Origin of the sequence: Burkholderia latens (assembly GCF_001718795.1) — a bacterium.
Lineage (GTDB): Bacteria > Pseudomonadota > Gammaproteobacteria > Burkholderiales > Burkholderiaceae > Burkholderia > Burkholderia latens_A.
The window spans coordinates 654,229-681,137 of the sequence record NZ_CP013438.1 but is presented as its reverse complement, the minus strand read 5'-3'; the positions used below and the strand labels follow the sequence as shown (position 1 = coordinate 681,137).

Sequence of the window (26,909 nt, the reverse complement as noted above, 5' to 3'; positions counted from 1 at the left end):
CGCGCCGCCCGGCGGGTCAGCCGGGCGACGCGCGCAGTTCACAACGCCACGCCTGTCAGGCCAGCGCGTCGGCCGGCTGTCGCTGCAACAGCGCGAGCAGCTGCGCGATCTCGTCGCGCATCTTGCGGCGATCGACGATCATGTCGATCGCGCCCGTCTTCAGCAGGAATTCCGCGCGCTGGAAGCCTTCCGGCAGTTTCTCGCGAACCGTCTGCTCGATCACGCGCGGCCCGGCGAAGCCGATCAGCGCCTTCGGTTCGGCGATCACGACGTCGCCAAGAAACGCGAAGCTCGCCGACACGCCGCCCATCGTCGGGTCGGTCAGCACCGAGATGAACGGCAGCTTGGCTTCGGCCAGCTTCGTCAGCATCGCGGTCGTTTTCGCCATCTGCATCAGCGACAGCAGGCTTTCCTGCATCCGTGCACCGCCCGATGCCGTGAAGCAGATGAACGGCACGTGCTGCTCCAGCGCGTTCTGCGCGCCGCGCGCGAAGCGCTCGCCGACGACCGAACCCATCGAGCCGCCCATGAAGGAGAACTCGAAGCAGGCCGCGACCACCGGCAGCGTATGGATCGCGCCGCCCATCACGACCATCGCGTCGGTCTCCCCCGTCTCGTCCATCGCTTCCTTCAGACGATCGGGATACTTGCGGCTGTCCTTGAACTTCAGCGAGTCGACCGGCACGACTTCCTGACCGATTTCATAGCGGCCTTCCGGATCGAGCAGCCCGTCAAGGCGTTCGCGCGCGCCGATGCGCATGTGGTGATCGCACTTCGGGCACACGTGCAGGTTCGCGTCCACGTCGTTGCGGTACAGCACGGCCTCGCAGGACGGGCACTTGACCCACAGGCCTTCCGGAATGCCCTTGCGGCTTTTCGGGTCGGTCTGCTTGATCTTCGGCGGCAACAGTTTGTCGAGCCAGCTCATCGTGTATGGTTTCCTGTTCCGTGGCGGGGCGGGCCGATGCGGCCCGTTCCCGCTTCCTGTTGTGTTTATCGCGCCGGATTGCCGGCGCCGTCCAGGGCGGCGCGCAGCTCGGCGATGAACGTCTTCAGCGCGGCGGCGGCGCTTTCCGGCGCAGCGCTTTCCAGCAACTGCACCAGGCGGCTGCCGATCACGACGGCGTCCGACACTTCGGCCACCGCACGCGCCGTTTCGGCGTCGCGGATCCCGAAGCCGACGCCCACCGGAACCGGCACGCGCGACTTGATGGCCGGGATTTTACCCGCAATGCTCGAAACATCCAGATTTCCGGCGCCGGTCACGCCTTTGAGCGACACGTAGTACACGTAGCCGCTCGCGATTTTGCCCACGTCGGCGATGCGTTCGTCCGTCGACGTCGGCGCAAGCAGGAAGATCGGATCGATCTGCGCGCCGCGCATTTTCTCGGCGAAGACGCCCGCTTCTTCGGGCGGGTAGTCGACCACCAGCACGCCGTCGACGCCGGCCGCCCGTGCTTCGGCCGCGAACGCGTCGACGCCCATCCGCTCGATCGGGTTCGCATAACCCATCAGCACGACGGGGGTTTTCCGGTCGGTCTCGCGAAAGCGCTTCACGTCGGCGAGTACGCTCTTGAGCGTGACGCCGCGCGCGAGCGCGCGCTCCGACGAACGCTGGATCACCGGGCCGTCGGCCATCGGGTCCGAGAACGGCACGCCGAGTTCGATCACGTCGGCGCCGCCTTCGGCGAGCGCGTGCATGAATTCGACGGTCTTCGCGGGATCGGGGTCGCCGGCCGTGATGAACGGAATCAGGCCCTTGCGGCCCTGTTCGGCGAGTGCGGCGAAGGTCTGCTGGATACGGGAGGACATGGCAATTTTCCTTGATGCGATCGGCACAGCGGCGGCGCGGCTCACGCGCACGCCTGCGCGGCGAGCGCACTCACGCGCTCGTGCGCGATCGCGCAATAACTTTCGTTGATCTCGTAGCCGACGAAGTCGCGCCCCTGCCGTGCGCAGGCCACCGCGGTCGTACCGCTGCCCATGAACGGATCGAGCACGCGGCCGCCCGGCGGGCAGCTCGCGAGCACCATCCGCTCGATGATTTCCAGCGGCTTCTGGGTCGGATGATCGACGCGCTCCGCGTGCTGCCGATGCAGGCGCGAAACCGACCAGACGTCCTTCGGGTTGTAGCCCATCTCCAGCCACTTGCTGCCTTCGAACAGCTTGCGCGAGCGGGCCTTCTTCGTGTCGGCGTCGTACGGGATGCGGACCGGATCGAGATCGAAGTAATACGCCTTGGAAACTGCGAAAAAGCCGATGTTGTCGTGCACCGACGTGAAACGGCGCGTCGTGCCGCCCATGCTCGGCACGCGCCGGTCCCAGATGATCTCGTTGACCATCGTGAGCCTGGTCTTCAGAAAGCTGAAGATTTCCGGCGCGTACTGCCACGTGCAGAAGATGTACATCGACCCGCTCGGCTTCAGCTTCGGAATCGCGAGCTCGAGCCACTCGCGCGTCCACGCGAGGAAGTCGTCGCCCGAACGCTTGTCCGAGTCGTTGCCGTAATCCTTGCCGAGCCCGTATGGCGGATCGGCGACGATCAGGTCGATCGACGCATCCGGCAGGCGCGCGGCTTCGGTCAGAAAATCGCGGTTGTGCAGCTCGATCCCGGACGGCGGCGCGCACGGCGCGGCGACGGCGGGCTGCGCCGCCTCCGCTTCGCTTGCGGCGCCGCCGCCCGGTTGTTCGATCAGGTCACGCATCGGGCGGGGTCAGAGGGCGATGCCCGATCGCTCGGCGACCGTGTGCATGTCCTTGTCGCCGCGGCCCGACAGGTTGACGAGCAGGATCTTGTCCTTCGGCAACGTCGGCGCGAGCTTCACGCCATACGCGATCGCGTGGCTTGACTCGAGCGCGGGGATGATCCCCTCGATCCGGCAGCAGTCGTGGAACGCCTTCAGCGCCTCTTCGTCGGTGATCGGCACGTACTGCGCGCGGCCGCTGTCCTTCAGCCATGCGTGCTCGGGACCGACGCCCGGATAGTCGAGGCCGGCCGACACCGAATGCGTCTCGATGATCTGGCCGTTGTCGTCCTGCAGCAGGTACGTGCGGTTGCCGTGCAGCACGCCGGGGCTGCCCGCGATCAGCGATGCCGCGTGACGGCCGGAGTCGATGCCGTCGCCGGCCGCTTCGACGCCGATCAATTGCACCGACGTATCGTCGATGTACGGATAGAAGATGCCCATCGCGTTCGAGCCGCCGCCGACGCACGCGATCACCGCATCCGGCTGACGGCCGGCGAGTTCGGGCATCTGCACCTTGCACTCGTCGCCGATCACGCGCTGGAAGTCGCGCACCATCGCCGGGTACGGGTGCGGGCCTGCGACCGTGCCGATGATGTAGAAGGTGCTTTCGATGTTCGTGACCCAGTCGCGCATCGCTTCGTTCAGCGCATCCTTCAGCGTGCGCGAACCCGATTCGACCGGCACGACCGTCGCACCGAGCAGCTTCATCCGGTATACGTTCGCCGCCTGGCGGCGCACGTCCTCGGCGCCCATGTAGACGATGCATTCCATCCCGAAGCGCGCGCAGATCGTCGCGGTCGCGACGCCGTGCTGGCCGGCGCCCGTCTCCGCGATCACGCGCTTCTTGCCCATCCGCTTCGCGAGCAGCGCCTGGCCGATCACGTTGTTGATCTTGTGCGCGCCGGTGTGGTTCAGGTCTTCGCGCTTCAGGTAGATCTGCGCGCCGCCGAGCGTCTCGCTCCAGCGCTGCGCGTGATAGATCGGCGACGGACGGCCGACGAAGTACTTCAGCTCACGCTCGTACTCGGCGACGAAATCAGGGTCGTTCCGGAATTTCTCATACGCTGCGCGCAATTCGTCCAGCGCATGAATCAGCGTCTCGGCGACGAATACGCCGCCATACGGGCCGAAGTGGCCACGATCATCAGGAAGGTTGTACATGGTGTCACTCTCGATCGGTCGGTGCGCCCGGCTGTCGGGGCCGCACCGGCTTGCATCACCCGGCGTCCGCTTCGCGCACCGCACGTACGAACGCCGCCATTCGGGCATGATCCTTCACGCCCTTCGCGCCGTCGACTTCGATGCCACTGGAGACATCGACAGCAAACGGACGCAACTGGCGGATCGCATCACCGACGTTTTGCGCGTTCAAGCCACCACTCAAAACGGCCCGATGCGCGAGCTCTGCGGGAATAAGTGACCAATCGAAGACCTTGCCGCTGCCGCCGTAGTCCGGCACCAGTGTGTCGAACAGGAGGCCGCGCGCTTTCGAATAATGAAGCGCCAATTCTACCAAATCGGCCGGCTGCGTCGAGGGGCCGACGCGCACCGCGCGCATCCACGGCAACCGCGCCGCGCGGCCGAGCGCGTCGCACTGTTCGGGCGTCTCGTCGCCATGGAACTGCAGGACCGTGAGCGGCACGTCGCGCACGACCGCCTCGATCTCGGCCTGCGTCGCGTTCACGAACAACCCGACCACCGACACGAACGGCGGCGCGATGCTCGCGAGCTCGGCCGCCTGTGCGATCGACACCGCGCGCGGGCTGTTCGGGTAGAACACGAGACCGATCGCATCGGCGCCGAGCGCCGCCGCATGCAGCACGTCGTCGGGACGCGACAGCCCACACAGCTTGATGCGCGTGCGCGGCGCGAGGCCGGCCGCGCCGGGAGTCGGAGAAAGCATGGTGCGATCCGTCATGATTGCGGGTCCAGATCGGCCCAGACGCTGCTCCACGGCACACTGCCGAGCTGCGCGGGCGGGACGGCGAATTCCGCCGGGTAGCCGACATGGGCGAGGTACAGCCCGTCGGCCATGAACGTGGGCGCGGCAAGATTGCGATCGCGCCCGGCGAGCACGTCGGCCAGCCAGTCCGCCGGGTAACGGCCACGCCCGACCGCGACGAGGCAGCCCATCAGGTTGCGCACCATGTGGTGCAGGAACGCGTTCGCGCGGAAGCGGAAATGAATGAAGTGGCCTGCGCGCCGAACGTCAATCTGGTACAGGTGTTTGACCGGCGTCTTCGACTGGCATTCCGACGACCGGAACGACGAAAAATCGTGTTCGCCGATCAGATGCGCGGCGGCCGCGCGCATCGCGTCGTCGTCGAGCGGCGTGTGAATCCAGCCCGCGCGGCCGGCCAGCATCGGCGAGCGCACGGGATGCACGTACAGCGCGTAGTAGTACGTGCGTTCGAACGCCGAAAAACGCGCGTGGAACGTATCGGGCATCGGCTTTGCCCATTGCACGGACACGGTCGGCGGCAGGAACGCGTTGGTGCCGCGCACCCACGAGAAATCGGCGCGCTCGAGCGTCGTGTCGAAGTGCACGACCTGCCCGAGCCCGTGCACGCCGGTGTCGGTCCGCCCCGCGACCGTCGTGTGCAGCGGCACGCACGCAAATTCGCCGAGCGCCCGTTCGAGCGCGTCCTGCACGGTCTTGCCGTGCGGCTGCGCCTGCCAGCCGCAGAACGCGGCGCCGTCGTACTGAATCCCGAGCGCGATCCGCATCACGCGTGGTCCGCCAGCTTCGCGAGCAGCGCACGCGCGTCGTCGCGCGTGGCGGCGTCGTTCGCGTCGACCACTTCCTGCAGCAGCGTACGCGCGCCCGACAGATCGCCCAGCTCCACATACTCGGACGCGAGATCCAGCTTGTTGCGGGCAATGCGGGCGAGTTCTTCCGGCGTCAGCGCCGGCAGTACGGCGCCCGGCGTCGACGGCAAATCGAGATCGAAATCGAGCTTCAACGCGCCGAATTGCGCGCCGCCGAGCGGCGGCAGCGGCGACGCCGTCGCTGCGTCGCCATTCCCCGTGACGGCAGCAGGCGTCGGTGCGTCCGGTTCCCCGTCGAACTCGTCGTGCTGGTCGGCCGGATGTTCGTGGGCCGGATCGGTCGTGCCAACAGGCGGGCGCTGCGCGGATTGACCGTTAGTTGCGCCTTGGCCGGCTTCCGTGTGCGCTGCGCCAGTGGCGGGCTCCTCCGCGGTTCGCGGCGGCAGCGGCATGTCGAGGCTGTTGAGCGCGCTAATCGCGTTCTGCATCAGCGCCGCGTGCTGCGCGTCGTTCGTCGCAGGCGCGGCGCGGGCTTCACTCGGCGCGTGCACGTCTGCTTCCGCAACTGGCTGAGCGTCGGTCGCCGCCGACACGGCGCGAGTGTCGGCCGCCGCATCCGCAACCGGTTTCGTAGCCGGCTGCGCGTCATTTACGGCCAACGAGGCGTGCGCGCCGGCCGGCGTGCCGGCAGCCGCGTCGGGGACTTGCGGAACGTCGCCGTCCGGCGCAGCGTGCGTGGACACCGCTTCCGCCTGCGCGTCGTTCGCGTTCGCCGGTTCCGGCCGAGACGACACCTCAGGCGCCAGCGTTTCCGGTGCGTGCGAATCGATTGCCTCCGCCGCCGCGGCGGCGGCCGTGACCAGATTCGGATCGCCGGCGGCGTCGCGGGCGAGCGGCGTCTCGGGGAGAATCGGCGGCAACGGCTCGACGGGCGGCGTCGACGCGCCGTCATCCGCGGCGGCCGATCCACCGGGCACCGGGGTGATGCCATCGGCGCGTCGCGCGTTGCGGCGCTTGCGCCACGCAAACCCTGCCGCGAGCACGATCACGGCCGCACCGGCTGCCGCGGCCGGGCGCCAGTCGATCTGTTCCGAACCCGATGCGCGCGCTGCGGCTGTCGCCGGCACGCGCGGTTGCACGGGCGCCGATGCCGGCTGTACCGCGCTCGCGGCCCCACCGGCCGCGGCTTCGCTCACCGCGGGCGACGACGCAGCGGCCAATGCCGGTGCGTCATTCGCGGCCGGACGCGGCGCAAGCGGCGCCGGCGCGGGTGCGACGTTGTTCGTCGCGGCCGGTTTGCCGATTCCGTGCTTCTGCAATTCCATCAGCACACGGTTTTTCAGCGCGAGGAGTTGCTGCAAGCTCGACGGCCGCGGCTGCGACGCAGCCGCGACGGGGGCCGCCGCGGATGGCTCATGCATAGCCTGTGCGGGGGCGCCCGGTGCGGGAAGGACAGACGCGTCACTCGCAGACGACGGTGCGGACTGGATCGAGCCACTCCACACATGCGGCCCGCTGGCACCAGCGGCAGGCGCTGCCGGCGGAATGGCATCGACCGTCGACGCACCGTGTGCAGCGGACGCACCGATTGAAGCCGAAGCGCCGGCCGCGCTCGGGCCGCTCGCGCCGCTCACCGGCGCCGGATGCGCGACCGACGCGGCCGGCACGGCGGTCGGGCCTTGCGCGGCCGATCCCGGATGGGGCGCCGACGCGCCATGCTGCGCGACCGCGGCCGGACCCGAAACCGCAGCAACGGCAGGCGCTGCGGATGCAGCCGATGCTGCGGATGCGCCGGCCGACGCAAGCGCCGCACCGGTCGGATCGAGTGCGGGCACCGTCAGCGTCGCGCCGACCTTGAGGCGGCTCGGATCCCGCTTCATGAATGCTTGCGGATTGGCATCGAACAGTGCGCGGCCGGCGCGCGCGAGCACGGCCGGGTCATGCGACTGCGTCGCAGCTTTCGCGAGGTCGTTCAACGACTGGCCCGGCTGGACCATGACGGTGAGCGGCGCGGGGCCGGCGGCTGACGCCGGCAGATCGCCGGCGCCGGCGGCCCATGCCGACGCGACCGCGCCGAGCGCCAGGATTGCCAGCGCGCCACGCACGGCGCGCGACAGCCGGGACTGCCGCGGAAACAAGGAAATTCGGGACATCGTAGGCTCAATCGCCGCGCACGGGCGCGGCTCGGATTCGCGTAGGAAAGCGTCAATAAAGTTGCCGCAGAAATGCGAAAGCGTCGCGCGGAACGCGACGCTTTCGGCGGCTCTGCGCGTCGTAATCGCATAGTTTACTTCACGCGATCGGATTCCGGCCGAATTCGTCGCCGATGAACGGCGCCCTCGGCGCCTGGACAGCGACGCGTGCCAACAAAAAACGCCTGCCGCCCCGCGAAGGGCTGGCAGGCGTCTCGCGCCCGGGGCGCGCGGGCGTGGCCCGATCGTTACTTGTCGAGCAGGATGCGCAGCATGCGGCGCAGCGGCTCTGCCGCGCCCCACAGCAGCTGATCGCCGACCGTGAACGCCGACAGGTATTCGCCGCCCATCGCGAGCTTGCGCAGACGACCGACCGGCACCGTCAGCGTGCCGGTGATCTTTGCCGGCGACAGGTCGCGCATCGACGCTTCGCGCTCGTTCGGCACAACCTTCACCCAGTCGTTCGCCGACGCGAGGATCCCGTTGATCTCGTCGAGCGGGACGTCCTTCTTCAGCTTGATGGTCAGCGCCTGCGAGTGGCAACGCATCGCGCCGATCCGCACGCACAGGCCGTCGACCGGGATCGAACCCGGCTCGCCCATCGCCGGCTTGCCGAGGATCTTGTTGGTTTCCGCGCCGCCCTTCCACTCTTCCTTCGACATCCCGTTGCCGAGATCCTTGTCGATCCACGGAATCAGCGAGCCCGCGAGCGGCACGCCGAACTGGCTCGTCGGCATTGCGTCGCTATTCATCGTCGCAAGCACGCGGCGGTCGATGTCGAGAATCGCGGACGCCGGATCGGCCAGCTGGTCCTGCACCGAGCCGTGCAGCGCGCCCATCTGCGACAGCAGTTCACGCATGTTCTGCGCGCCCGCGCCCGAGGCGGCCTGGTACGTCATCGCCGTCATCCAGTCGACGAGGTTCTCGCGGAACAGGCCGCCGAGCGCCATCAGCATCAGGCTGACCGTGCAGTTGCCGCCGATGAAGTTCTTCGTGCCCTTGACCAGCGCGTCCTTGATCACGTCGAGGTTGACCGGATCGAGGATGATGACCGCGTCGTCCTTCATCCGCAGCGACGACGCCGCGTCGATCCAGTAGCCGTTCCAGCCCGCAGCGCGCAGCTTCGGGAACACGTCGTTCGTGTAGTCGCCGCCCTGGCACGTGATGATCACGTCGCACTTCTTCAGCTCGTCGACGTTGGTCGCGTCCTTGAGCGTGGTCTCGTTTTTCGCGAACGACGGCGCCTTGCCACCCGTGTTGCTGGTGCTGAAAAATACCGGTTCGATCAGGTCGAAATCGCCTTCTTCCTGCATGCGTTGCATCAGCACGCTGCCGACCATGCCGCGCCAACCTACGAGACCTACGTTCATGACTAACCCTTTGAATGGAGCTTCCCCGCCATTTCCGCCCCCGGCGTGACCGCGCGGGGAAACAGGCGGGCACGACGGACGATCAGCGTTTAATGATCGTTTTCGTGGTAATGGTTTTCGTGATGACGATGGCGCGCGCACCCGCACGGGCAGTGTTGCCGTGGAGTTTCAGGACCGGGGAGATCAGGGAAATCAGCGCCATCGTTCGAGTCTACACAAAGCCGGTGGGCCGCACAACGGCCAACCGTGTGCGAACCGGCCGATTTCACGGCCCGTTCGCGCCCTTTCTACAATTCACCGCATGATTGCTTGCCGCGCGCGTTACAGCGCGGCGACCACCGCATCGCCCATCGCTGCCGTGCCGACCTGCTTGCAGCCCGGCGTCGCGATGTCGCCGGTGCGATAGCCTTGCTCCAGCACCGTTTTCACCGCGCGCTCGATGCGATCGGCCTGCTCCGCGCGATTCAGCGAGTAGCGCAGCAGCATCGCGGCCGACAGGATCGTCGCGAGCGGGTTCGCGATGCCTTTGCCCGCGATGTCCGGCGCCGAACCGTGCGACGGCTCATACAGACCCTTGTTGTTCTTGTCGAGCGACGCCGACGGCAGCATGCCGATCGAGCCTGTCAGCATCGACGCTTCATCCGACAGGATGTCGCCGAACATGTTGCCGGTCACGATCACGTCGAACTGCTTCGGCGCCTTCGCGAGCTGCATCGCCGCATTGTCGACGTACATGTGCGAAAGCTCGACGTCCGCATATTCCTTCGCCACGTCGATCATGATGTCGCGCCAGAACTGCGACGTCTCCAGCACGTTCGACTTGTCGACCGACAGCAGTTTCTTCGCGCGCTTTTGCGCGGCCTGGAACGCGACGTGCGCGATGCGGCGCACTTCCGGTTCCGAATAGCGCATCGTGTCGAAACCTTCGCGCGCACCGGCGAACGGGCCGTCCGGTGCCGCACGCACGCCGCGCGGCTGGCCGAAGTAGATGTCGCCGTTCAGTTCGCGCACGATCAGGATGTCGAGGCCCGCGACGAGCTCAGGCTTCAGCGGCGATGCGTCGACGAGTTGCGGATAGCAGATCGCCGGACGGAAGTTCGCGAACAGCTCGAGGTGCTTGCGCAGCCCGAGGATCGCCTGCTCCGGGCGCAGCGGGCGCTCGAGCGAGTCGTATTTCCAGTCGCCGACCGCGCCGAACAGGATCGCGTCGGCTTCTTTCGCGAGCTTCAGCGTCGCGTCCGGCAGCGGATGACCGCTCGCCTCGTAACCCGCGCCGCCCACGGGTGCGTGCTCGAGTTCGAACTTCTCGTCGAGGGCGTTCAGCACCTTGACCGCTTCGTTGACGATTTCCGGACCGATGCCGTCGCCGGGCAGCACTGCAATCTTCATGCGTTATTCCTGACTGGGTAGGTATGGGTGACAGGTCGGCGAGCGTGCGTCATGCACGCCCGCCCGAAGGCTATCTCAGCCGACCAGCTTGTTGTTGAGCCACGGCTGCTTCGCGAGCCGCTCGGCTTCGAACTGGCGGATCTTGTCCGCGTGACGCAGCGTCAGGCCGATGTCGTCGAAGCCGTTCAGCAGGCAGTATTTGCGGAACGCAGTGATCTCGAACGGATACTCGCGGCCGTCGCCCGAGCGCACGACCTGCGCGTCGAGATCGATCGTCAGCTGATAGCCGTTGAACGCGTACGTGTCGTTGAACAGGTGATCGACCTGCTGCTCGGTCAGCACGATCGGCAGCAGCCCGTTCTTGTAGCAGTTGTTGAAGAAGATGTCCGCAAAGCTCGGCGCGATGATCGCGCGGAAGCCGTACTGCTGCAGCGCCCACGGCGCGTGCTCGCGCGAGCTGCCGCAGCCGAAGTTCTTGCGTGCGAGCAGCACCGATGCGCCCTGGTAGCGCGGCTGATTGAGCACGAAGTCCGGGTTCAGCGGGCGCTTCGAGTTGTCCTGGCCGGGCTCGCCGTGGTCGAGGTAACGCCACTCGTCGAACGCGTTCGGACCGAAGCCCGTGCGCTTGATCGACTTCAGGAACTGCTTCGGGATGATCGCGTCGGTGTCGACGTTCTCGCGATCGAGCGGCGCCACGACGCCGGTATGCACAATGAATTTTTCCATGATCCGTCTATCCGGTGGGAGGGCCGGCGTTCAGCCGGCGCACATCGACAAATTCTCGGTGGGCGTCATTCCGCGGCGCGCTGCAGCGCGTTGCCGGCGGCGTTGACATCCTGGCCGAAGCCTCGGACGGTATTGCAACCCGCAAGGCCGAACGCCAGCCCCGCGAGCGCCAGCGCGGCCACCAGCCGCGCGATCAGCTTCGATTTCGTCACGCGTTACCCCAGCTGACGAATGTCGACGAAGTGGCCTTCGATGGCCGCGGCCGCCGCCATCGCGGGGCTCACGAGATGCGTGCGGCCACCGGCGCCCTGCCGTCCTTCGAAGTTGCGGTTCGACGTCGATGCGCAGCGCTCGCCCGGCTCGAGCCGGTCCGCGTTCATCGCGAGGCACATCGAGCAGCCCGGCTCGCGCCATTCGAAGCCCGCGTCGGTGAACACCTTGTCGAGCCCTTCGCGCTCGGCCTGCGCCTTCACGAGGCCCGAGCCCGGCACGACCATCGCGAGCCGCACGTTCGGCGCGATGCGGCGGTTCAGCTTCTTCACGACGTATGCGGCCGCGCGGATGTCCTCAATGCGGGCATTCGTGCACGAGCCGATGAAGATCTTGTCGACCTTGATCGATTCGATCGGCGTGTTTGGCTCGAGCGCCATGTACGCCAGCGCGCGCTCCATCGCATCGCGCTTGACCGGATCCTTCTCGCGCTCGGGATCGGGTACGCGACCGTCGATCGACGTGACCATTTCCGGCGACGTGCCCCACGTGACCTGCGGGACGATCTCGGCCGCATTCAGTTCGACGACGCGGTCGAACTGCGCGCCTTCGTCGGACTTGAATTCGCGCCAGTACTCGACGGCCTGGTCCCACTCCGCGCCGGTCGGCACGAACGGACGGCCCTTCAGGTAGTCGATCGTCGTGTCGTCGACGGCGACCATGCCTGCGCGCGCGCCAGCCTCGATCGCCATGTTGCAGACGGTCATCCGGCCTTCCATCGTCAGTGCGCGGATCGTCGAGCCGCCGAATTCGATCGCGTAGCCGGTGCCGCCGGCCGTGCCGATCTTGCCGATGATCGCGAGCACGATGTCCTTCGCGGTACAGCCGCGCGGCAGCGTGCCCTCGACCTTCACGAGCATGTTCTTGCTCTTTTTCTGCAGCAAGGTTTGCGTTGCAAGCACGTGCTCGACTTCGGACGTGCCGATCCCGTGCGCGAGCGCGCCGAACGCGCCGTGCGTCGACGTGTGCGAATCGCCGCAAACGATCGTCATGCCCGGCAGCGTCGCGCCCTGCTCCGGCCCGATGATGTGCACGATGCCCTGGCGCATGTCGTTCATCTTGAACTGCGTGATGCCGAAGGCGTCGCAGTTGGCGTCGAGCGTGTCGACCTGCAGCTTCGAGACCGGATCGGCTATGCCGTGGCTGCGATCGGTGGTCGGTACGTTGTGATCGGATACGGCCAGGTTCGCACTGATGCGCCACACCGGGCGGTGCGCGACGTTCAGCCCCTCGAACGCCTGCGGGCTCGTGACTTCGTGCAGCAGTTGACGGTCGATATAGAGCAATGCCGTGCCGTCGTCCTCGGTGTGGACGACGTGGGTATTCCACAGTTTGTCGTAGAGAGTCTGTGCCATGGGTATGCGGGGTCGTTGTGACTACAAGCCTTGCTGGTGCGATCGATTATGCCACGCAGAATGCGCTACGGCGCGGGCTCGGCACGAAAAAACCCATTAAAAACAGTGGTTTGGCTGGTAGTGCCAATACCTGTATCGGCATTACCCGGCAAACGGGTCCGCATCGCCCGCCTCGCGCGCCGCATTCCGCGCCCGATCTTCTAGACTGTCTATTCGCAACGGGCGGCACACGGCCGCCCTCCCCGCCATCACGATGCGGGCATCGCTCGACGCATCGACGGACAGGAGCATTGCATGCGATACGAACTCTATTACTGGCCGGAAATCCAGGGACGCGGCGAATATGTGCGGCTCGCGCTCGAGGCGGCCGAGGCCGACTACGTCGACGTCGCACGCGAATCAGGGCGCGGCATGGGTGTAGCGGCGATGATGCGGATGATGGACAGCGCGAAGGCCGAATGCGTGCCGTTCGCGCCGCCCTTCCTGAAAGCCGGCGACCTGGTCGTCGGACAGACCGCGAACATCCTGCTGTTTCTCGGCACGCGGCTCGGACTCGCGCCCGAAGACGAAGCCGGCCGGCTGTGGGTGCATCAGTTGCAGTTGACCGTCGCCGATTTCGTCACCGAAATCCACGATACGCACCATCCGATCGGCAGCGGCCTGTACTACGAGGAGCAGAAGGCCGAGGCCACCAGACGCGCAGCCGATTTTCTCGCGCATCGGCTGCCGAAGTTCCTCGGCTACTTCGACCGCGTGCTCGCGCAAAATCCGCACAAGCGCGGCTACATCGCCGGCCGCGCGCTCAGTTACGCGGACCTGTCACTCTTCCAGCTGATCGAAGGGCTGCGTTACGCGTTTCCGAAGGCGATGAAGCGCGCGGAGCGCGACGTCGCGGGACTCGTCGCCCTGCACGACCGCGTTGCCGAGCATCCGCCGATCGCGCGTTATCTCGCGTCGGAGCGACGCATCCCGTTCAACGACATGGGAATCTTCCGGCACTATCCGGAGCTGGACACGTAGCGGCGGCGCAGCGGCCGCGCGCCGCTCAGCGCCGCTCCCCGTGCCGCCGACCGCAAAGCATCCGTGGTGTTCACTCATGCGGGGATTCGCGCCGATCGAATCGATCTGGAATGCCAATCGATCCGCCCGCCATGCGCGCCGCAGACCGTCGTCGTGAGGCACGCCGGGAATCCACAGTGGCGGCGCACGCCGCACGCGCACTGCCGCGTCACACGACGCTGCGCTTGATCGCCTGCAGCTCGGCCGTCGTCACGATCTTCTCAATCCGGAACCGCGGGTTTTCCAGCCACTGGTTCGCGATCCGCCGGTATTCGTCGAGGTCGTCGCATGCGAGCCGTACGATGAAATCGAACGTGCCGCTGACGAGCCAGCAATCGAGCACGGCCGGGTTGTTCCGCATCTCGTCCTCGAACGGCGCCTGCGAACGCCCGTGATCGGCCAGTCCGATCTGCGCGATCACGACGATCGGCTTGGTCGCGCGCGGTGCGTTGATGACCGCGCGGTAGCCGCCGATCACGCCGAGCGCTTCGAGACGCTCCACGCGCGCCTGGCACGGACGCGGCGTGAGGTTCACAAGCTCGGACAGTTTCCGGTACGAAATCCGTCCGTCGGTGCGCAGGATGTCGAGGATCCGAAGATCGATCCTGTCGAGCTGCATCTTCTTGTCGGTCATCCGTGTTCGCTCCGGTCGGGTCGTGGCTGGTGCGCGGCGCGTCTCCTCCGGTTCCGCGCGGGCGCCACATTATCCGGCCGAAGCGGTCGCCCGCCAATCGGCTAGAACCGCAGCGACAGGCAGGTCAGGCCGCCATCCATCTTGCGAAATTCGGTACTGTCGATCACGTGCAGCGGCAACCCGAGCGCGTGAATCGCGTCGTGCACGCGCGGATAGCCGGCCGGCGAGATCAGCGTGCCGTTCACGCGCAGCGTGTTGGCCGCGTATTCGTCGGCGTCCGCGATCGCGATCCGGCGATAGCCGGCGAACGCCGGATGCGCGGCCATCGCGTCGGTCATGAGCAGCGTGTCGTCGCCGACCGCGTTGACGACCGACTTCAGGTGCAGTCCCGCGCCGACCGGCACCGCAACGACCGAATAGCCATGGCGCGACACCAACGAATCGAATTCGGCAATGCCTTCGGCGTCGGTGCGGCTCGTCAGCCCGATGTAGAACCGCTTGCCGACCAGCATCACGTCGCCGCCGTCAAGACGCCCTTGCTGCATCGGCAACAGCTCGCGGTGCACGCGGAGCGCCCCTTCGATGTGCGCGGTCTCGCCGCGCCGTGCGGGCGCGCCCGGGCGCGTAATCACCGCGAACTCGGGCGCGACGACCGCGACGTCTTCGACGAAGTGCGAATCGGGAAACGCATCGAGCGGCGGCAGCTCGGTCAGTTCGACGCCAAGCCCGCGCAGCGCGTCGCAGTATGCGTGAAACTGCGCGAGCGTCTTGGCGTAATCGGGGCGCGCCGAGCGCGGCGGTGGTGAGGCCCGCGCCACAGGACGGCGCGGGACGGCGAACGATCGCTTGCGTGAATTGCATCGGCTCCTCCGTGGTCTCGCTGCCCCGTGCGCCACACCGGGCAGCTGCATGGTGCGTGCAGACCATTATCGAAAAACAACCGGCGCAATGCGCGTCGATTTTGCGCGCATGCGCAGCCGATCGCGTCGAAGTGTTAGCGCCGCGCAGCGGATTCGGCAGTCGTCCCGCTCGCGCGATGCGAATGGCGGTTTTGACCGGCGGTTTCGGGAGGATCGGCGCCTTCGTTATGCGCGCGCCGGCCCGAAGCCCATTTGCGCACGGCCGAGCGCCGTGAGGTCGCCTTCGCCTGCACGCCCGTCGAAATCGGTCTCGAAATGATCGGCCGGGAAATCCGGCGGGCTGTCGCCGCGCAGGAATGCCAGCCGCTGACGCTGCAGGTACGCGTCGTTCTTCGCGCAACCGGGCGCGGCCGCGATATACATCACGTTGCTGTCGCCGCTGCCGCGATGCGCATCCTCCACTGCGTGCACGACGTCACCGTGCCAGAACACCGCATCGCCCGGTTCCATATGCGGGATCGGCACAAGTGCGTCGAGCAGCAACGCGTGCCATTGCGGCAGGATCGACAACGCGCGGCCCGGCCGCGCGCCGCACAGGTCGTCGTCGGCCACGTCGTCCTGCAGCGCGCGCAATACGACATATGCCATCGCGTTCGCAACGGGAATCAGCTGCAGCGTGCCGTCGCCCGGCCCTTGCGGCGTCAGCGCGGTCCAGCCCTGGAACGTGCGGAACATCGAGCACACGGCCGGAGACGGAATCTCCTCGACGTCCGGACGGAACGCGGCGTCGAACGGATCGTAATCCCGCCAGTGGCCGGCCAGCACATGACGATAGACCTGCCGGAAGTTCGCGCCGAGCCAGCGCTCCACGGAACCGCCGTCGACGTGCGGCGACAGTCCGAGCGACGTCGAACCCGGCGGCCGGCGGCGAATCCGGTCAGCGTAGGCGGGCACCTGATCGGGATCGAAATGCGCGCGTGCGCCGTCGGCATGACGCCACAGGCGGTTCAGGAACACGCGCGCCTGCGTGAGCGCCGGCGACTGGCGCGCGGCCACTTGCGGCTTCGACCAATAGACGCCGTAGATCTGCGGCTTGCCCGACGCGAGATTGCCGAAGTAGCGGTCCTCGGCCCGCGCATGCAGCCGCTCCGCGAAGCGGTTCGCGTCGAGGTACGCGCCGATCTCGTCGTTCCAGTCGCGCGCCTGCTGCGCGTCGAACACGCCGCGTATCACCACCGCGCCGTGGGTGCGAATCTCGGCAACCGTGCGCGGATCGATGCCACCGCTGGCGATATCCGCGAACGGCAGCACCGGAATCACGTCGCGGCCATGCGCATGCGCGCGACGGATCGCATCCACCTGCCGCGCGATGTCCCCTTCCACTTCGCGGAACGCGGCCGCGTAGCCGGGCAGGTCGTTGCGCAGCGCCCGTTTCGCCGTGCGGATCGCGCCCGGCAGATCGTCAATCGTCAGATGCATCGTTGTCTCCTCGTTGATCCGTGCTGTGTCGAGTGCTCAGCGTACGGCCGGGACACGAGCGTCATCGACACCATCCGGTCAACTATCGATACAATCCTGACAAATGCGTGCTACTCGGGCCGATGGCAGACCACGCACAGCTTGTTGCCGTCGGGATCGCGAAAATACGCGCCGTAATAGTCGGCGTGATAGTGCGGCCGCAAGCCCGGCGGCCCTTCGCAGGTGGCGCCGTGCTGCAGCGCGAGCGCATGGCAGCGGTCGACCTGCGCGCGGTCCTGCGCATCGAACGCGATCGTATGGCCGTTGCCGGGTTCGGGCGCGCGCCCGTCGAGCGGCCTGCCGAAGAAGAACAGCGGCCGATCGGCGTCGGCCGGCATCCACCCCGACCAGCCGTCCGGCTCGCTGAACCTCAGCCGCAACCCGAGTTCGGCGAACAGCGGCGCGTAAAACTCGTACGCGCGCGCGGTATCGCTGACGCCCACGCAGACATGTGAAAACATGGCATCGCTCCGTCGTGACGATCGACCACGATCATGCCACGGTGCGTTGCCGCCGTCGCCCGGAGGCCGCGATGAAGCCGCAATACGAACACGTGACGTTTGCGCCTGGCTGCTCGATCCGCGTGTACCACCGCCAGCTCGCGCGCATTCCGTTCGAATGGCATCGCCACCCTGAGTACGAACTGACGCTGACGCTCAATAGTCGCGGCCGGCGCTTCATCGGCGATCGCGTTTCCGGTTACGCGGACGACGATCTGGTGCTCGTGCCGCCGAACCTCCCGCATACGTGGTCGTCGAACGCACGCATCGATCGCGACGCGCCGGAAGTGGCGCTCGTCATCTGGTTCGATGGCGACTGGGCGCGGCGCGTGGCCGACTGTTGCCCCGAATACGCGCCGCTGCGCTCGCTGCTGCGGCGCGCGGCGGCCGGCCTGAGTTTCGACGTGGAGACGGCGCGTGCGATGCGCGCGCGGCTGCCGCGGCTGCTCGACGCATCGCCGCGCGTGCGGCTCTCGGCCGCGCTCGACACGCTTGCCGATCTCGCGGAAGCCGGCGGCGAACCGCTCGCCACCGCGCAAGCGTACGATCGTCCCGACACACGCGCAGCATCGGCCGGCTCGGACGCACCCGAGGCCGAACGCCTCGACCGCGTGCTCGACGCGATCGACCGGCACTTCCACGAACCGTTGCGCATCGACACGCTCGCCGCCGTCGCACACATGTCCGAGCGCACGCTGCAGCGTCTGTTCGTGCGGCACCTCGGCGAAAGCGTCGGCCGCTACGTGCAGCGGCTGCGGCTTGCGCATGCGTGCCGTCATCTGCTCGGCACCGACTGGCCGATCGCGACGGTGGCGGCGCGCTGCGGCATTCCGAACGCCGCGAACTTCAACCGCCAGTTCCTCGCCGCGCGCGGGATGACCCCCAGCGCCTACCGGCAGTTCTTCGCGCGGCACGGCCGCGCGCCCGATGCCGACGCGCCGGCGCTCGACATCCGGCCGCCGTCGCTGGAACGCGGCGCCGACGCGGGTCATGAACGCGACCGACGTCGGCCGCGCAAATGAAAACACCCCGGCGGGATGACCCACCGGGGTGTCGGAGCGCTGCGCTGGCCGGGTGCGAACGGCGTGGCCGCCGTACGCACCGCGCACGACTTAACGTGCGTTGAGCGGCTTTGCTTCGCGCGGCGTGTCGCCGATGAACAGCTGACGCGGACGGCCGATCTTCTGTTCCGGATCCGCGATCATTTCGTTCCACTGTGCGATCCAGCCGACCGTACGTGCCATCGCGAAGATACACGTGAACATCGACGTCGGGATGCCCAGCGCGCGCTGCACGATGCCCGAATAGAAGTCGACGTTCGGGTACAGCTTGCGCGACACGAAGTATTCGTCTTCCAGCGCGATCTTCTCGAGCTGCATCGCCAGCTTGAACAGCGGGTCGTCGTGCAGGCCGAGTTCGTTCAGCACTTCGTAGCACGTTTCGCGCATCAGCTTCGCACGCGGGTCGTAGTTCTTGTACACGCGGTGGCCGAAGCCCATCAGCTTCACGCCCGAATTCTTGTCCTTCACCTGCTTGATGAATTCGGGGATGTTGTCCGGCGAACCGATCTGCTCGAGCATGTTCAGTGCGGCTTCGTTCGCACCGCCGTGCGCCGGGCCCCACAGACATGCGATACCGGCTGCGATACACGCGAACGGGTTCGCGCCCGACGAGCCGGCCAGGCGGACCGTCGACGTCGATGCGTTTTGCTCGTGATCGGCGTGCAGGATCAGGATGCGGTCGAGCGCGCGGACGAGCACGTCGTTGACCTTGTACTCTTCGCACGGGTTCGAGAACATCATGTGCATGAAGTTCGCGCTGTACGACAGCGAGTTCTTCGGATACACGAACGGCTGGCCGATGCTGTACTTGTACGCCATCGCGACGAGCGTCGGCAGCTTCGCGATCATGCGGATCGCCGACACTTCGCGGTGACGCGGGTCGTTGATGTCGAGCGAGTCGTGGTAGAACGCGGACAGCGCGCCGACCGCGGCAACGAGGATCGCCATCGGATGCGCATCGCGGCGGAAGCCGCGGAAGAAGAAGTGCATCTGCTCGTGCACCATCGTGTGCTTCGTGACGGTGTCGACGAATTCCTTCTTCTGAGCGGCGTTCGGCAGCTCGCCCTTCAGCAGCAGGTAGCACGACTCGAGGAAGTCGGCGTTCTGCGCGAGGTTGTCGATCGGGTAGCCGCGATACAGCAGTTCGCCCTTGTCGCCGTCGATGTACGTGATCGCCGAGTTGCACGAAGCCGTTGACATGAAGCCCGGGTCATACGTGAACTTGCCGGTCTGGCCGTACAGCTTGCGGATGTCGATCACGTCCGGGCCCATCGTGCCCTTGTAGATCGGCATTTCGACGCTCGGCGAGTTGTCGCTGAACGATAGCGTGGCTTTAACATCAGACGGAGTCATGGCACATCCTCAATCGAAATAAAGAAACGGGATTCGATAACGGGCACAGCGCGTCACACCTTGGCGTTACACGTTGCGCAGCATCTCCAACAGCCGGTGAACGTCCGGGCTGTCTAGGTCGCCCTCTGGTTCCTTGCGCGCGAGGAGCAAGTCCATCAGGTCGTTGTCGCTCAGATCGAGCAGGCGCGACAACGCGCCTACGTCTGCATCGGTGAGGTCATGCTCGTATCTGCTGAAGAAACGCTCGAATACGATGTCGTTTTCCAGCAGACCCCGCCGCGCGCGCCAGCGCAGGCGCGCGCGGCGGTGAGGGTCGGATTGATGCGATTCGTCGCTCATCGAGCTTTATACCGCGCGGCGAACCATCAGTTCCTTGATCTTGCCGATCGCCTTCGTCGGATTCAGGCCCTTCGGGCACACGTCGACGCAGTTCATGATCGTATGGCAACGGAACAGACGGTACGGGTCTTCCAGATTGTCCAGACGCTCGCCGGTGGCCGTGTCGCGGCTGTCCGCGATGAAACGGTAAGCCTGCAGCAGGCCCGCCGGGCCGACGAACTTGTCCGGGTTCCACCAGAAGCTCGGGCACGACGTCGAGCAGCTCGCGCACAGAATGCACTCGTACACGCCGTCGAGCTCGTCGCGCTCTTCCGGCGACTGCAGGCGTTCCTTCTCCGGCGGCGGCGCATCGTTGATCAGGTACGGCTTGATCGAGTGATACTGGTTGAAGAAGTGCGTCATGTCGACGATCAGGTCGCGCACCACCGGCAGCCCCGGCAGCGGACGCAGCACGATCTTCTGCGGCAGATCGTTCAGGTTCGTCAGGCACGCCAGACCGTTCTTGCCGTTGATGTTCATCGCGTCCGAACCGCACACGCCTTCGCGGCACGAACGGCGGAACGACAGCGTCTCGTCCACGGCCTTCAGCTTCACCAGTGCATCAAGCAGCATGCGCTCATGCTTGATCTCCAGCTCGTACGTCTGCATGCGCGGCGCCGCGTCCTTGTCCGGATCGTAGCGGTAGACTTCAAAAATGCGTTTTGCCATTTCGGATTCCTTTGACTCGGCTTAGAACGTGCGCGGCTTCGGCGGCACGGATTCGACCGTCAGCGGCTTCATTTGAACCGGCTTGTAGTCGAGCCGATCGCCTTCGCTGTACCACAGCGTGTGGCGCAGCCAGTTTTCGTCGTCGCGGTGTTCGTAGTCGCTGTGCGCGTGCGCGCCGCGGCTTTCCTTGCGCGCCTCCGCCGACACCATCGTCGCGCGCGCCACTTCGATCAGGTTCTCCAGCTCGAGCGCTTCGACCCGCGCCGTGTTGAACACCTTCGACTTGTCCTTCAGGTGGATGTTTTCCACCCGAGCCTTCAGCTCGGCCATCTGCTCGACGCCTTCCTTCAGCAGCGCCGACGTGCGGAACACGCCCGCGTGCTTCTGCATCGTTGCGCGGATGTCGTTCGCGACGTCCTGCGTGTACTCGCCCGAGCTCGACTTTTCGAGCTTGTTCAGGCGCGCCAGCGAGAACTCGCCCGCATCCGCCGGCAGCGGCTTGTGTTCCTTCTGGTTCTTCACGTGCTGGACGATGTGGTTGCCGGCCGCGCGGCCGAACACCACCAGGTCCAGCAACGAGTTCGTGCCCAGCCGGTTCGCGCCGTGCACCGACACGCACGAGCATTCGCCCACTGCGTAGAACCCGTTGATCGGCTCCTTGTGATCGCGCGACGTGCCGACAACCTGACCATGGATGTTGGTCGGGATGCCGCCCATCTGGTAGTGGATCGTCGGGACGACCGGGATCGGCTCCTTGATCGCGTCGACGTTCGCGAACTTCAGCGCGATTTCGCGGATCGACGGCAGACGCTTCATGATCGTCTCCGCGCCGATGTGCGACAGGTCCAGCAGCACGTGATCCTTGTTCGGACCGACGCCGCGGCCTTCCTTGATTTCCTGGTCCATCGATCGCGACACGAAGTCACGCGGCGCCAGATCCTTCAGCGTCGGGGCGTAGCGTTCCATGAAGCGCTCGCCGTTCGCGTTGCGCAAAATGCCGCCTTCGCCGCGCACGCCTTCGGTGATCAGCACGCCCGCGCCCGCCACGCCGGTCGGGTGGAACTGCCAGAACTCCATGTCCTGCAGCGCGACGCCCGAGCGCGCCGCCATGCCGAGGCCGTCGCCGGTGTTGATGAACGCGTTCGTCGATGCCGCGAAGATCCGGCCTGCGCCGCCCGTCGCGAACAGCGTCGTCTTGCCTTCCATGATGTAGACGTCGCCCGTCTCCATCTCGAGAGCCGTCACGCCCAGCACGTCGCCGTCCGCGTCGCGGATCAGGTCCAGCGCCATCCATTCGACGAAGAACTGCGTCTTCGCCTCGACGTTCTGCTGGTACAGCGTGTGCAGCAGCGCGTGACCGGTGCGGTCCGCGGCCGCGCATGCGCGCTGCACCGGCTTCTCGCCGTAGTTCGCGGTGTGCCCGCCGAACGGGCGCTGGTAGATCGTGCCGTCCGCGTTACGGTCGAACGGCATCCCGAAGTGTTCGAGCTCGTACACGACGTTCGGCGCTTCGCGGCACATGAACTCGATCGCATCCTGGTCGCCGAGCCAGTCGGAGCCCTTGATCGTGTCGTAGAAGTGGTAGTGCCAGTTGTCTTCGCTCATGTTGCCGAGCGACGCACCGATGCCGCCCTGGGCCGCCACCGTGTGCGAGCGCGTCGGGAACACCTTCGACAGCACGCCGACCGACAGGCCCGCGCGCGACAGTTGCAGCGCTGCGCGCAAGCCCGAGCCGCCCGCGCCGACGATCACCACGTCGAACTTGCGGCGCGGCAGGGAAGTTTTGATTGCAGCCATTCTTTACACTCTCCAGAGAATCTGCGCGGCGTAGCCCGCACATGCGAGCAGCGAGACGATGGTCAGCGATTGCAGCAGCAGGCGCACACCGACGGGCTTCACGTAGTCCATCCAGATGTCGCGCACGCCGACCCATGCGTGGTAGAAGAGGGAAAGCAGCGTCACGAAGGTTGCGAGCTTCATCCACTGCGCGGAGAAGATCGACGCCCAGCCTTCGTACGAGAAATCATGCGCGCCGAAAAACAGCACGAGCAGAATGACCGTGTAGACCGCCATGATCGTGGCGGTGACGCGCTGCGCGAGCCAGTCGCGCAGGCCGTAGTGAGCGCCGACGACGAGGCGCTTCGAGCCGATTCGGTTGTTGGCTGCCATTTTCTTAGAATGCTCCGAACAGTTTGAGTGCCATGGCGATCGTCAGCGCGATCGAGACGACAAAGACGACGACGGCCGTCCGCTTGCCGCCTTCCTTCGAGACGGCGTCGTGGTTGACGTCCATCAGCAGGTGGCGAATGCCGGCGCAGAAATGGTGGAAGAACGCCCACGACAGCGCGAGGACGATCAGTTTGACAACGATGTTGGAGAGGAACTGCTTGAAGACTTCGAAGCTGAGCTCCGACGTCAGGCTCTGGTCGAAGAGAAACAGCAAGAACGGCAGGAACAGGAACAGCAGCGCGCCGCTGACTCGGTGGAGAATCGACAATATCGCCGCCAGCGGCATCCGATATTTCAACGTGATGTCGCCGATTCCGATGTTCCGGTATTCCGGCCTCGGCTTTCTTACTGCGTCAGTCATGCTAGACCCCTACTATGTTGTCACACTAATCCGCGATTTTAGCGCCTTTTTATATCGCGCTGCAGCGAAAGTCTGCTCTGGATCGTTACGCGAACGGGAATAAAGGCGGCCCGAAACGTGCTATGCGAGCGTGGGAAACGCACATGCACGCCGCTTGTGCCGATACGTCGTCAGCTCAAGTCATTGTGATAGTAATACCCGGTCGTGACATACCATCCGCGCCGCACTTCCACCGGACGGTCGCCGTATGTATATGACACGCGCTCGACCGACAGCAGCGGAAAACCGGCGGGTACGTGCAGCAGGTCGGCTACCGCCGGCTCCGCCGCAACCGCGCGGATCTTCTCCGTCGCGCGGATCATCCGCGTGCCGAATTCCGTTTCGAACATCGCGTAGAGCGGCCCCTTGTACTCGCTCAGCCGCTCGAACGTAAGGCCGCGGAACATCGCGCCCGGCAGCCAGATCTCGTCCAGCACCGTCGTTTCGTTCTCGAATTCCAGCAGCCGGCGCACCTGCACGACCGGATCGGCCGGCTTCAGATCGAGCTGCCGCGCGATCTCGGCCGGCGCACGCAGCCGCCGGCATTCGAGCAGGCGGCTCACGTGCGGATGCTCGGCACCATCGTCGGCCAGCAGGCGCAGAAACCGGAACTGCGCGCGATCTTCGTTGTGCGTCGCAACAAAAGTACCCTTGCCCTGCCGCCGCACCACGAGGTTTTCGGCGGCCAGTTCGTCGATCGCCTTGCGAACGGTGCCCTGGCTGACCTTGTAACGGGCCGCGAGCTCCACCTCGCTCGGAATGATCTCGCCCGGCTTCCACTCGCCGGACTCGAGACTCTGCGTGATCAACGACTTGATCTGCTGGTATAAAGGACTGAACGTCGGCGACGTCGCGGCCGCCGTGGCCGGCACGGAATCACCCGCGCCCGGCTGCCCTGGGCCGCCTGCGCCGGTTGGATTCGCGTTGTTCGCCTGGTTCGATGTCATGGCGCGCATTTCATCACAAACCGCGCTTTTTCGTCCACTCAAATTCCGCAAAACATCTGTCTTATATAAGACATATGATACCGTTTGACTTTGCACGCGGCGGCTCCTACACTCCGGGGCGAGCAAGGGTTCGCGGGTGCAAAACGCGTCCCCGGCTACGTGCCACGGCCGTCTCCAGGTTCACCGCGTCTGCCTTTCGCGAGTCCTCCGCCCTGCTTCAATGCAACGCTACGCGTAACGCGCATAGAATGGCGTTTTGCCTAGCGTCCACCGCTTCACCCGTCCTGGAGATTTTCAATGGCTAAGCCCGCAAAGCGCGTTGCCGTCACCGGCGCCGCAGGTCAAATCGCTTACTCCCTGCTGTTCCGCATTGCGAACGGCGACCTGCTCGGCAAGGACCAGCCGGTCATCCTGCAACTGCTTGACCTCCCGCAAGCCCAAGCCGCCGTCAAAGGCGTCGTGATGGAACTCGACGATTGCGCGTTCCCGCTGCTCGCGGGCGTCGTGATCACCGACGATCCGAAGGTTGCATTCAAGGATGCAGACGTCGCGCTGCTGGTCGGTGCACGTCCGCGCTCGAAGGGCATGGAGCGCAAGGACCTGCTGTCGGCGAACGCCGAGATCTTCACGGTCCAGGGCGCCGCACTGAACGAAGTCGCAAGCCGCGACGTGAAGGTGCTGGTCGTCGGCAACCCGGCGAACACCAATGCGTACATCGCGATGAAGTCGGCTCCGGATCTGCCGAAGAAGAACTTCACGGCAATGCTGCGCCTCGACCACAACCGCGCGCTGTCGCAGCTCGCGGCCAAGTCGGGCAAGCCGGTCGCGTCGATCGAGAAGCTCGCGGTGTGGGGCAACCACTCGCCGACGATGTACCCGGACTTCCGCTTCGCAACCGCCGAAGGCGAGTCGCTGCTGAAGCTCATCAACGACGACGTGTGGAACCGCGAAACGTTCATCCCGACCGTCGGCAAGCGCGGCGCGGCGATCATCGAAGCGCGCGGCCTGTCGTCGGCGGCGTCGGCAGCCAATGCGGCGATCGACCACGTGCGTGACTGGGTTCTCGGCACCAACGGCAAGTGGGTCACGATGGGCATCCCGTCGGATGGCTCGTACGGCATCCCCGAAGACATCATCTACGGCGTGCCGGTCACCTGCGAAAATGGCGAATACAAGCGCGTCGAAGGCCTCGAGATCGACGCGTTCTCGCGCGAGAAGATGGACGGCACGCTGGCCGAGCTGCTCGAAGAGCGCGACGGCGTCGCCCACCTGCTGAAGAACTAAGCAGGCTGCACGGCCGGGCCGCCTTCGGGCGGCCGGTCACGGCGCGAGCGGCGGGCCGACAGCCGGCCCGCCGCCCGATCCGATTCGCGCACGTTCTGCCGCTTCAGGCGCTCCACGCGCCGGCCCAGAGCGCGCCCGAATCCGATTTTCTCCACGTTGGCCGCTTCCTTGACGTAGAAGAGATGTCCGCGCTCACTCCTGCACAAGTGCTGTACGACGGCGCGTCGCCGCCCGCGATCCTGCCCTGCTGCGATCACTACGCGGGCAGCGAGAAGCTGATGCGCAAGTCGCTCGCGCTCCAGGCCGAACTCGGCCCGGTATTCGACATCACGCTCGACTGCGAGGACGGCGCCGCCGTCGGCCAGGAAGCGGCGCACGCGCAACTCGTCGCCGACATCCTCGGCAGCGCCGAGAACCGCTTCGGGCGGATCGGCGTCCGCATCCACGACTTTTCCCATTCCCACTGGCGCGACGACGTCCGCATCGTGCTGCGCGCCGCGCGCGCACCGGCCTACATCACGCTGCCGAAGATCGCGAACGCCGCCGACGCGGCCGAAATGATCGCGTTCATCGAAGGCACGCGCCGCGAGCTCGGCCTCGCGCAGCCGATCGCGGTCGACGTGCTGGTCGAGACGCACGGCGCGCTCGCGCAGGCGGCCGCTCTTGCCGCGCTGCCGCTCGTCGGCACGCTGAGTTTCGGGCTGATGGACTTCGTCTCCGCGCATCACGGCGCAATTCCCGATGCGGCGATGCGCTCGCCCGGCCAGTTCGACCACCCGCTCGTGCGCCGCGCGAAGCTGGAAATCGCGGCCGCGTGCCATGCGCACGGCAAGACGCCGTCGCACAACGTGACGACCGAGGTCCGCGACATGGGCGTCGTCGCCGGCGACGCGCGCCGCGCGCGCGACGAATTCGCGTTCACGCGGATGTGGAGCATTCATCCCGCGCAGATCCGACCGATCGTCGACGCGTTCGCCCCGCGCACCGATGAAGTCGCGGTGGCAACCGAGATCCTGCTGGCCGCGCAGGCCGCCGACTGGGGCCCGACGCGCCACGGCGACACGCTGCACGACCGCGCGAGCTACCGCTATTACTGGTCGGTCCTGCGCCGCGCGAAGGGGACCGGCCAGCCGGTGCCGGCCGACGCCGCGCCGCTGTTCGGCCCGGCCGCCGGGAACGTTCGGTGAGCACGCGCCGAC

The 26,909-nt window shown here is 66.3% G+C and carries 27 protein-coding genes and 1 pseudogene; 4 read left to right on the top strand and 24 right to left on the bottom strand.

Translation table 11 applies throughout. The features are described from left to right. Positions 1–55 precede the first annotated feature (55 nt). The 13 genes from accD to leuC all read right to left on the bottom strand — a co-directional run bounded on the left by accD (position 56) and on the right by leuC (position 12,818). Entirely contained in the window at positions 56–928 is an 873-nt protein-coding gene (gene accD, locus WK25_RS22395) for an acetyl-CoA carboxylase, carboxyltransferase subunit beta (RefSeq protein WP_040139428.1), read from the bottom strand. 65 nt (positions 929–993) lie between these two features. Beyond that, positions 994–1,812: a tryptophan synthase subunit alpha gene (gene trpA, locus WK25_RS22390; RefSeq protein ID WP_059546456.1), complete on the bottom strand. Its 819-nt coding sequence runs from the start codon at positions 1,810–1,812 to the stop codon at positions 994–996. A gap of 41 nt (positions 1,813–1,853) precedes the next feature. Further along, positions 1,854–2,705 (bottom strand): DNA-methyltransferase, encoded by an 852-nt coding sequence (locus WK25_RS22385; protein ID WP_069242767.1) that lies wholly within the window; start codon positions 2,703–2,705, stop codon positions 1,854–1,856. Between the two features lie 9 nt (positions 2,706–2,714). Beyond that, complete coding sequence (gene trpB, locus WK25_RS22380) at positions 2,715–3,908, bottom strand: tryptophan synthase subunit beta (protein ID WP_040139425.1); 1,194 nt, start codon at positions 3,906–3,908, stop codon at positions 2,715–2,717. A gap of 55 nt (positions 3,909–3,963) precedes the next feature. After that, the gene (locus WK25_RS22375; protein ID WP_409995347.1) at positions 3,964–4,650 is read right to left on the bottom strand and encodes a phosphoribosylanthranilate isomerase; all 687 of its coding nucleotides are present in this window, start codon (positions 4,648–4,650) and stop codon (positions 3,964–3,966) included. Between the two features lie 11 nt (positions 4,651–4,661). Next, a complete protein-coding gene (gene truA, locus WK25_RS22370; RefSeq protein ID WP_040139423.1) occupies positions 4,662–5,474 on the bottom strand; it encodes a tRNA pseudouridine(38-40) synthase TruA in 813 nt (270 codons plus the stop codon). Continuing rightward, a complete protein-coding gene (locus WK25_RS22365) occupies positions 5,474–7,669 on the bottom strand; it encodes a FimV/HubP family polar landmark protein (protein WP_069242765.1) in 2,196 nt (731 codons plus the stop codon). Before WK25_RS22365 ends, truA begins: the two co-directional genes overlap by 1 nt. Before the next feature lie 287 nt (positions 7,670–7,956). Then, positions 7,957–9,078 carry an aspartate-semialdehyde dehydrogenase gene (asd, locus tag WK25_RS22360; protein ID WP_040139421.1) on the bottom strand — a complete coding sequence of 374 codons (1,122 nt, stop codon included), beginning with the start codon at positions 9,076–9,078 and terminating at the stop codon, positions 7,957–7,959. An 82-nt stretch (positions 9,079–9,160) separates the two neighbouring features. Further along, positions 9,161–9,280: a hypothetical protein gene (locus WK25_RS32165; RefSeq protein WP_006756675.1), complete on the bottom strand. Its 120-nt coding sequence runs from the start codon at positions 9,278–9,280 to the stop codon at positions 9,161–9,163. 119 nt (positions 9,281–9,399) lie between these two features. Further along, complete coding sequence (gene leuB / locus WK25_RS22350; protein ID WP_040139420.1) at positions 9,400–10,467, bottom strand: 3-isopropylmalate dehydrogenase; 1,068 nt, start codon at positions 10,465–10,467, stop codon at positions 9,400–9,402. Between the two features lie 75 nt (positions 10,468–10,542). After that, a complete protein-coding gene (leuD, locus tag WK25_RS22345) occupies positions 10,543–11,193 on the bottom strand; it encodes a 3-isopropylmalate dehydratase small subunit (protein WP_040139419.1) in 651 nt (216 codons plus the stop codon). Positions 11,194–11,258: 65 nt separating this feature from the next. Then, complete coding sequence (locus WK25_RS22340; RefSeq protein ID WP_040139418.1) at positions 11,259–11,405, bottom strand: entericidin A/B family lipoprotein; 147 nt, start codon at positions 11,403–11,405, stop codon at positions 11,259–11,261. Between the two features lie 3 nt (positions 11,406–11,408). Then, on the bottom strand, positions 11,409–12,818 hold the full coding sequence (leuC, locus tag WK25_RS22335) for a 3-isopropylmalate dehydratase large subunit (RefSeq protein WP_069242764.1): 1,410 nt from the start codon (positions 12,816–12,818) through the stop codon (positions 11,409–11,411). A 294-nt stretch (positions 12,819–13,112) separates the two neighbouring features. Between leuC and WK25_RS22330 the strand changes: the two genes are divergently transcribed. Continuing rightward, positions 13,113–13,838, top strand: coding sequence for a glutathione S-transferase (locus tag WK25_RS22330; protein ID WP_040139416.1), 726 nt, complete (start codon positions 13,113–13,115; stop codon positions 13,836–13,838). A 208-nt stretch (positions 13,839–14,046) separates the two neighbouring features. Here WK25_RS22330 and WK25_RS22325 read toward each other — a convergent pair whose 3' ends face one another. From WK25_RS22325 to WK25_RS22310, 4 genes and pseudogenes are all read right to left on the bottom strand, one after another. Further along, entirely contained in the window at positions 14,047–14,511 is a 465-nt protein-coding gene (locus WK25_RS22325) for an Lrp/AsnC family transcriptional regulator (RefSeq protein ID WP_040139415.1), read from the bottom strand. Positions 14,512–14,612: 101 nt separating this feature from the next. Continuing rightward, positions 14,613–15,372, bottom strand: a pseudogene (locus WK25_RS22320) (dimethylarginine dimethylaminohydrolase family protein). A gap of 224 nt (positions 15,373–15,596) precedes the next feature. Continuing rightward, the gene (locus WK25_RS22315) at positions 15,597–16,850 is read right to left on the bottom strand and encodes a DUF1479 domain-containing protein (protein WP_069242763.1); all 1,254 of its coding nucleotides are present in this window, start codon (positions 16,848–16,850) and stop codon (positions 15,597–15,599) included. A gap of 110 nt (positions 16,851–16,960) precedes the next feature. Beyond that, on the bottom strand, positions 16,961–17,350 hold the full coding sequence (locus tag WK25_RS22310; RefSeq protein ID WP_069242762.1) for a VOC family protein: 390 nt from the start codon (positions 17,348–17,350) through the stop codon (positions 16,961–16,963). A 71-nt stretch (positions 17,351–17,421) separates the two neighbouring features. Between WK25_RS22310 and WK25_RS22305 the strand changes: the two genes are divergently transcribed. Continuing rightward, positions 17,422–18,411, top strand: coding sequence for a helix-turn-helix domain-containing protein (locus tag WK25_RS22305; RefSeq protein WP_069243496.1), 990 nt, complete (start codon positions 17,422–17,424; stop codon positions 18,409–18,411). 90 nt (positions 18,412–18,501) lie between these two features. On the opposite strand, the gene gltA is transcribed toward WK25_RS22305, so the two are convergent. The 7 genes from gltA to WK25_RS22270 form a co-directional block, all read right to left on the bottom strand. Continuing rightward, complete coding sequence (gltA, locus tag WK25_RS22300; RefSeq protein WP_011881720.1) at positions 18,502–19,803, bottom strand: citrate synthase; 1,302 nt, start codon at positions 19,801–19,803, stop codon at positions 18,502–18,504. Between the two features lie 66 nt (positions 19,804–19,869). Beyond that, the gene (locus WK25_RS22295) at positions 19,870–20,142 is read right to left on the bottom strand and encodes a succinate dehydrogenase assembly factor 2 (RefSeq protein WP_069242761.1); all 273 of its coding nucleotides are present in this window, start codon (positions 20,140–20,142) and stop codon (positions 19,870–19,872) included. A gap of 6 nt (positions 20,143–20,148) precedes the next feature. Further along, on the bottom strand, positions 20,149–20,850 hold the full coding sequence (locus tag WK25_RS22290) for a succinate dehydrogenase iron-sulfur subunit (RefSeq protein WP_038570896.1): 702 nt from the start codon (positions 20,848–20,850) through the stop codon (positions 20,149–20,151). A gap of 21 nt (positions 20,851–20,871) precedes the next feature. Further along, a complete protein-coding gene (gene sdhA, locus WK25_RS22285) occupies positions 20,872–22,647 on the bottom strand; it encodes a succinate dehydrogenase flavoprotein subunit (RefSeq protein WP_038570900.1) in 1,776 nt (591 codons plus the stop codon). 3 nt (positions 22,648–22,650) lie between these two features. After that, entirely contained in the window at positions 22,651–23,019 is a 369-nt protein-coding gene (gene sdhD, locus WK25_RS22280; protein WP_069242760.1) for a succinate dehydrogenase, hydrophobic membrane anchor protein, read from the bottom strand. A gap of 4 nt (positions 23,020–23,023) precedes the next feature. Continuing rightward, positions 23,024–23,440, bottom strand: coding sequence for a succinate dehydrogenase, cytochrome b556 subunit (gene sdhC / locus WK25_RS22275; protein WP_040139410.1), 417 nt, complete (start codon positions 23,438–23,440; stop codon positions 23,024–23,026). A 170-nt stretch (positions 23,441–23,610) separates the two neighbouring features. Beyond that, positions 23,611–24,426, bottom strand: coding sequence for a GntR family transcriptional regulator (locus WK25_RS22270; RefSeq protein ID WP_040141020.1), 816 nt, complete (start codon positions 24,424–24,426; stop codon positions 23,611–23,613). A gap of 297 nt (positions 24,427–24,723) precedes the next feature. Here WK25_RS22270 and WK25_RS22265 point away from each other — a divergent pair, with 297 nt between their 5' ends. Together WK25_RS22265 and WK25_RS22260 are read left to right on the top strand one after the other, a co-directional pair. Next, positions 24,724–25,710, top strand: a complete 987-nt coding sequence (locus tag WK25_RS22265; RefSeq protein WP_040139409.1) for a malate dehydrogenase — start codon at positions 24,724–24,726, stop codon at positions 25,708–25,710. Between the two features lie 182 nt (positions 25,711–25,892). Next, a complete protein-coding gene (locus WK25_RS22260; protein ID WP_069242759.1) occupies positions 25,893–26,897 on the top strand; it encodes an HpcH/HpaI aldolase/citrate lyase family protein in 1,005 nt (334 codons plus the stop codon). Positions 26,898–26,909 lie beyond the last annotated feature (12 nt).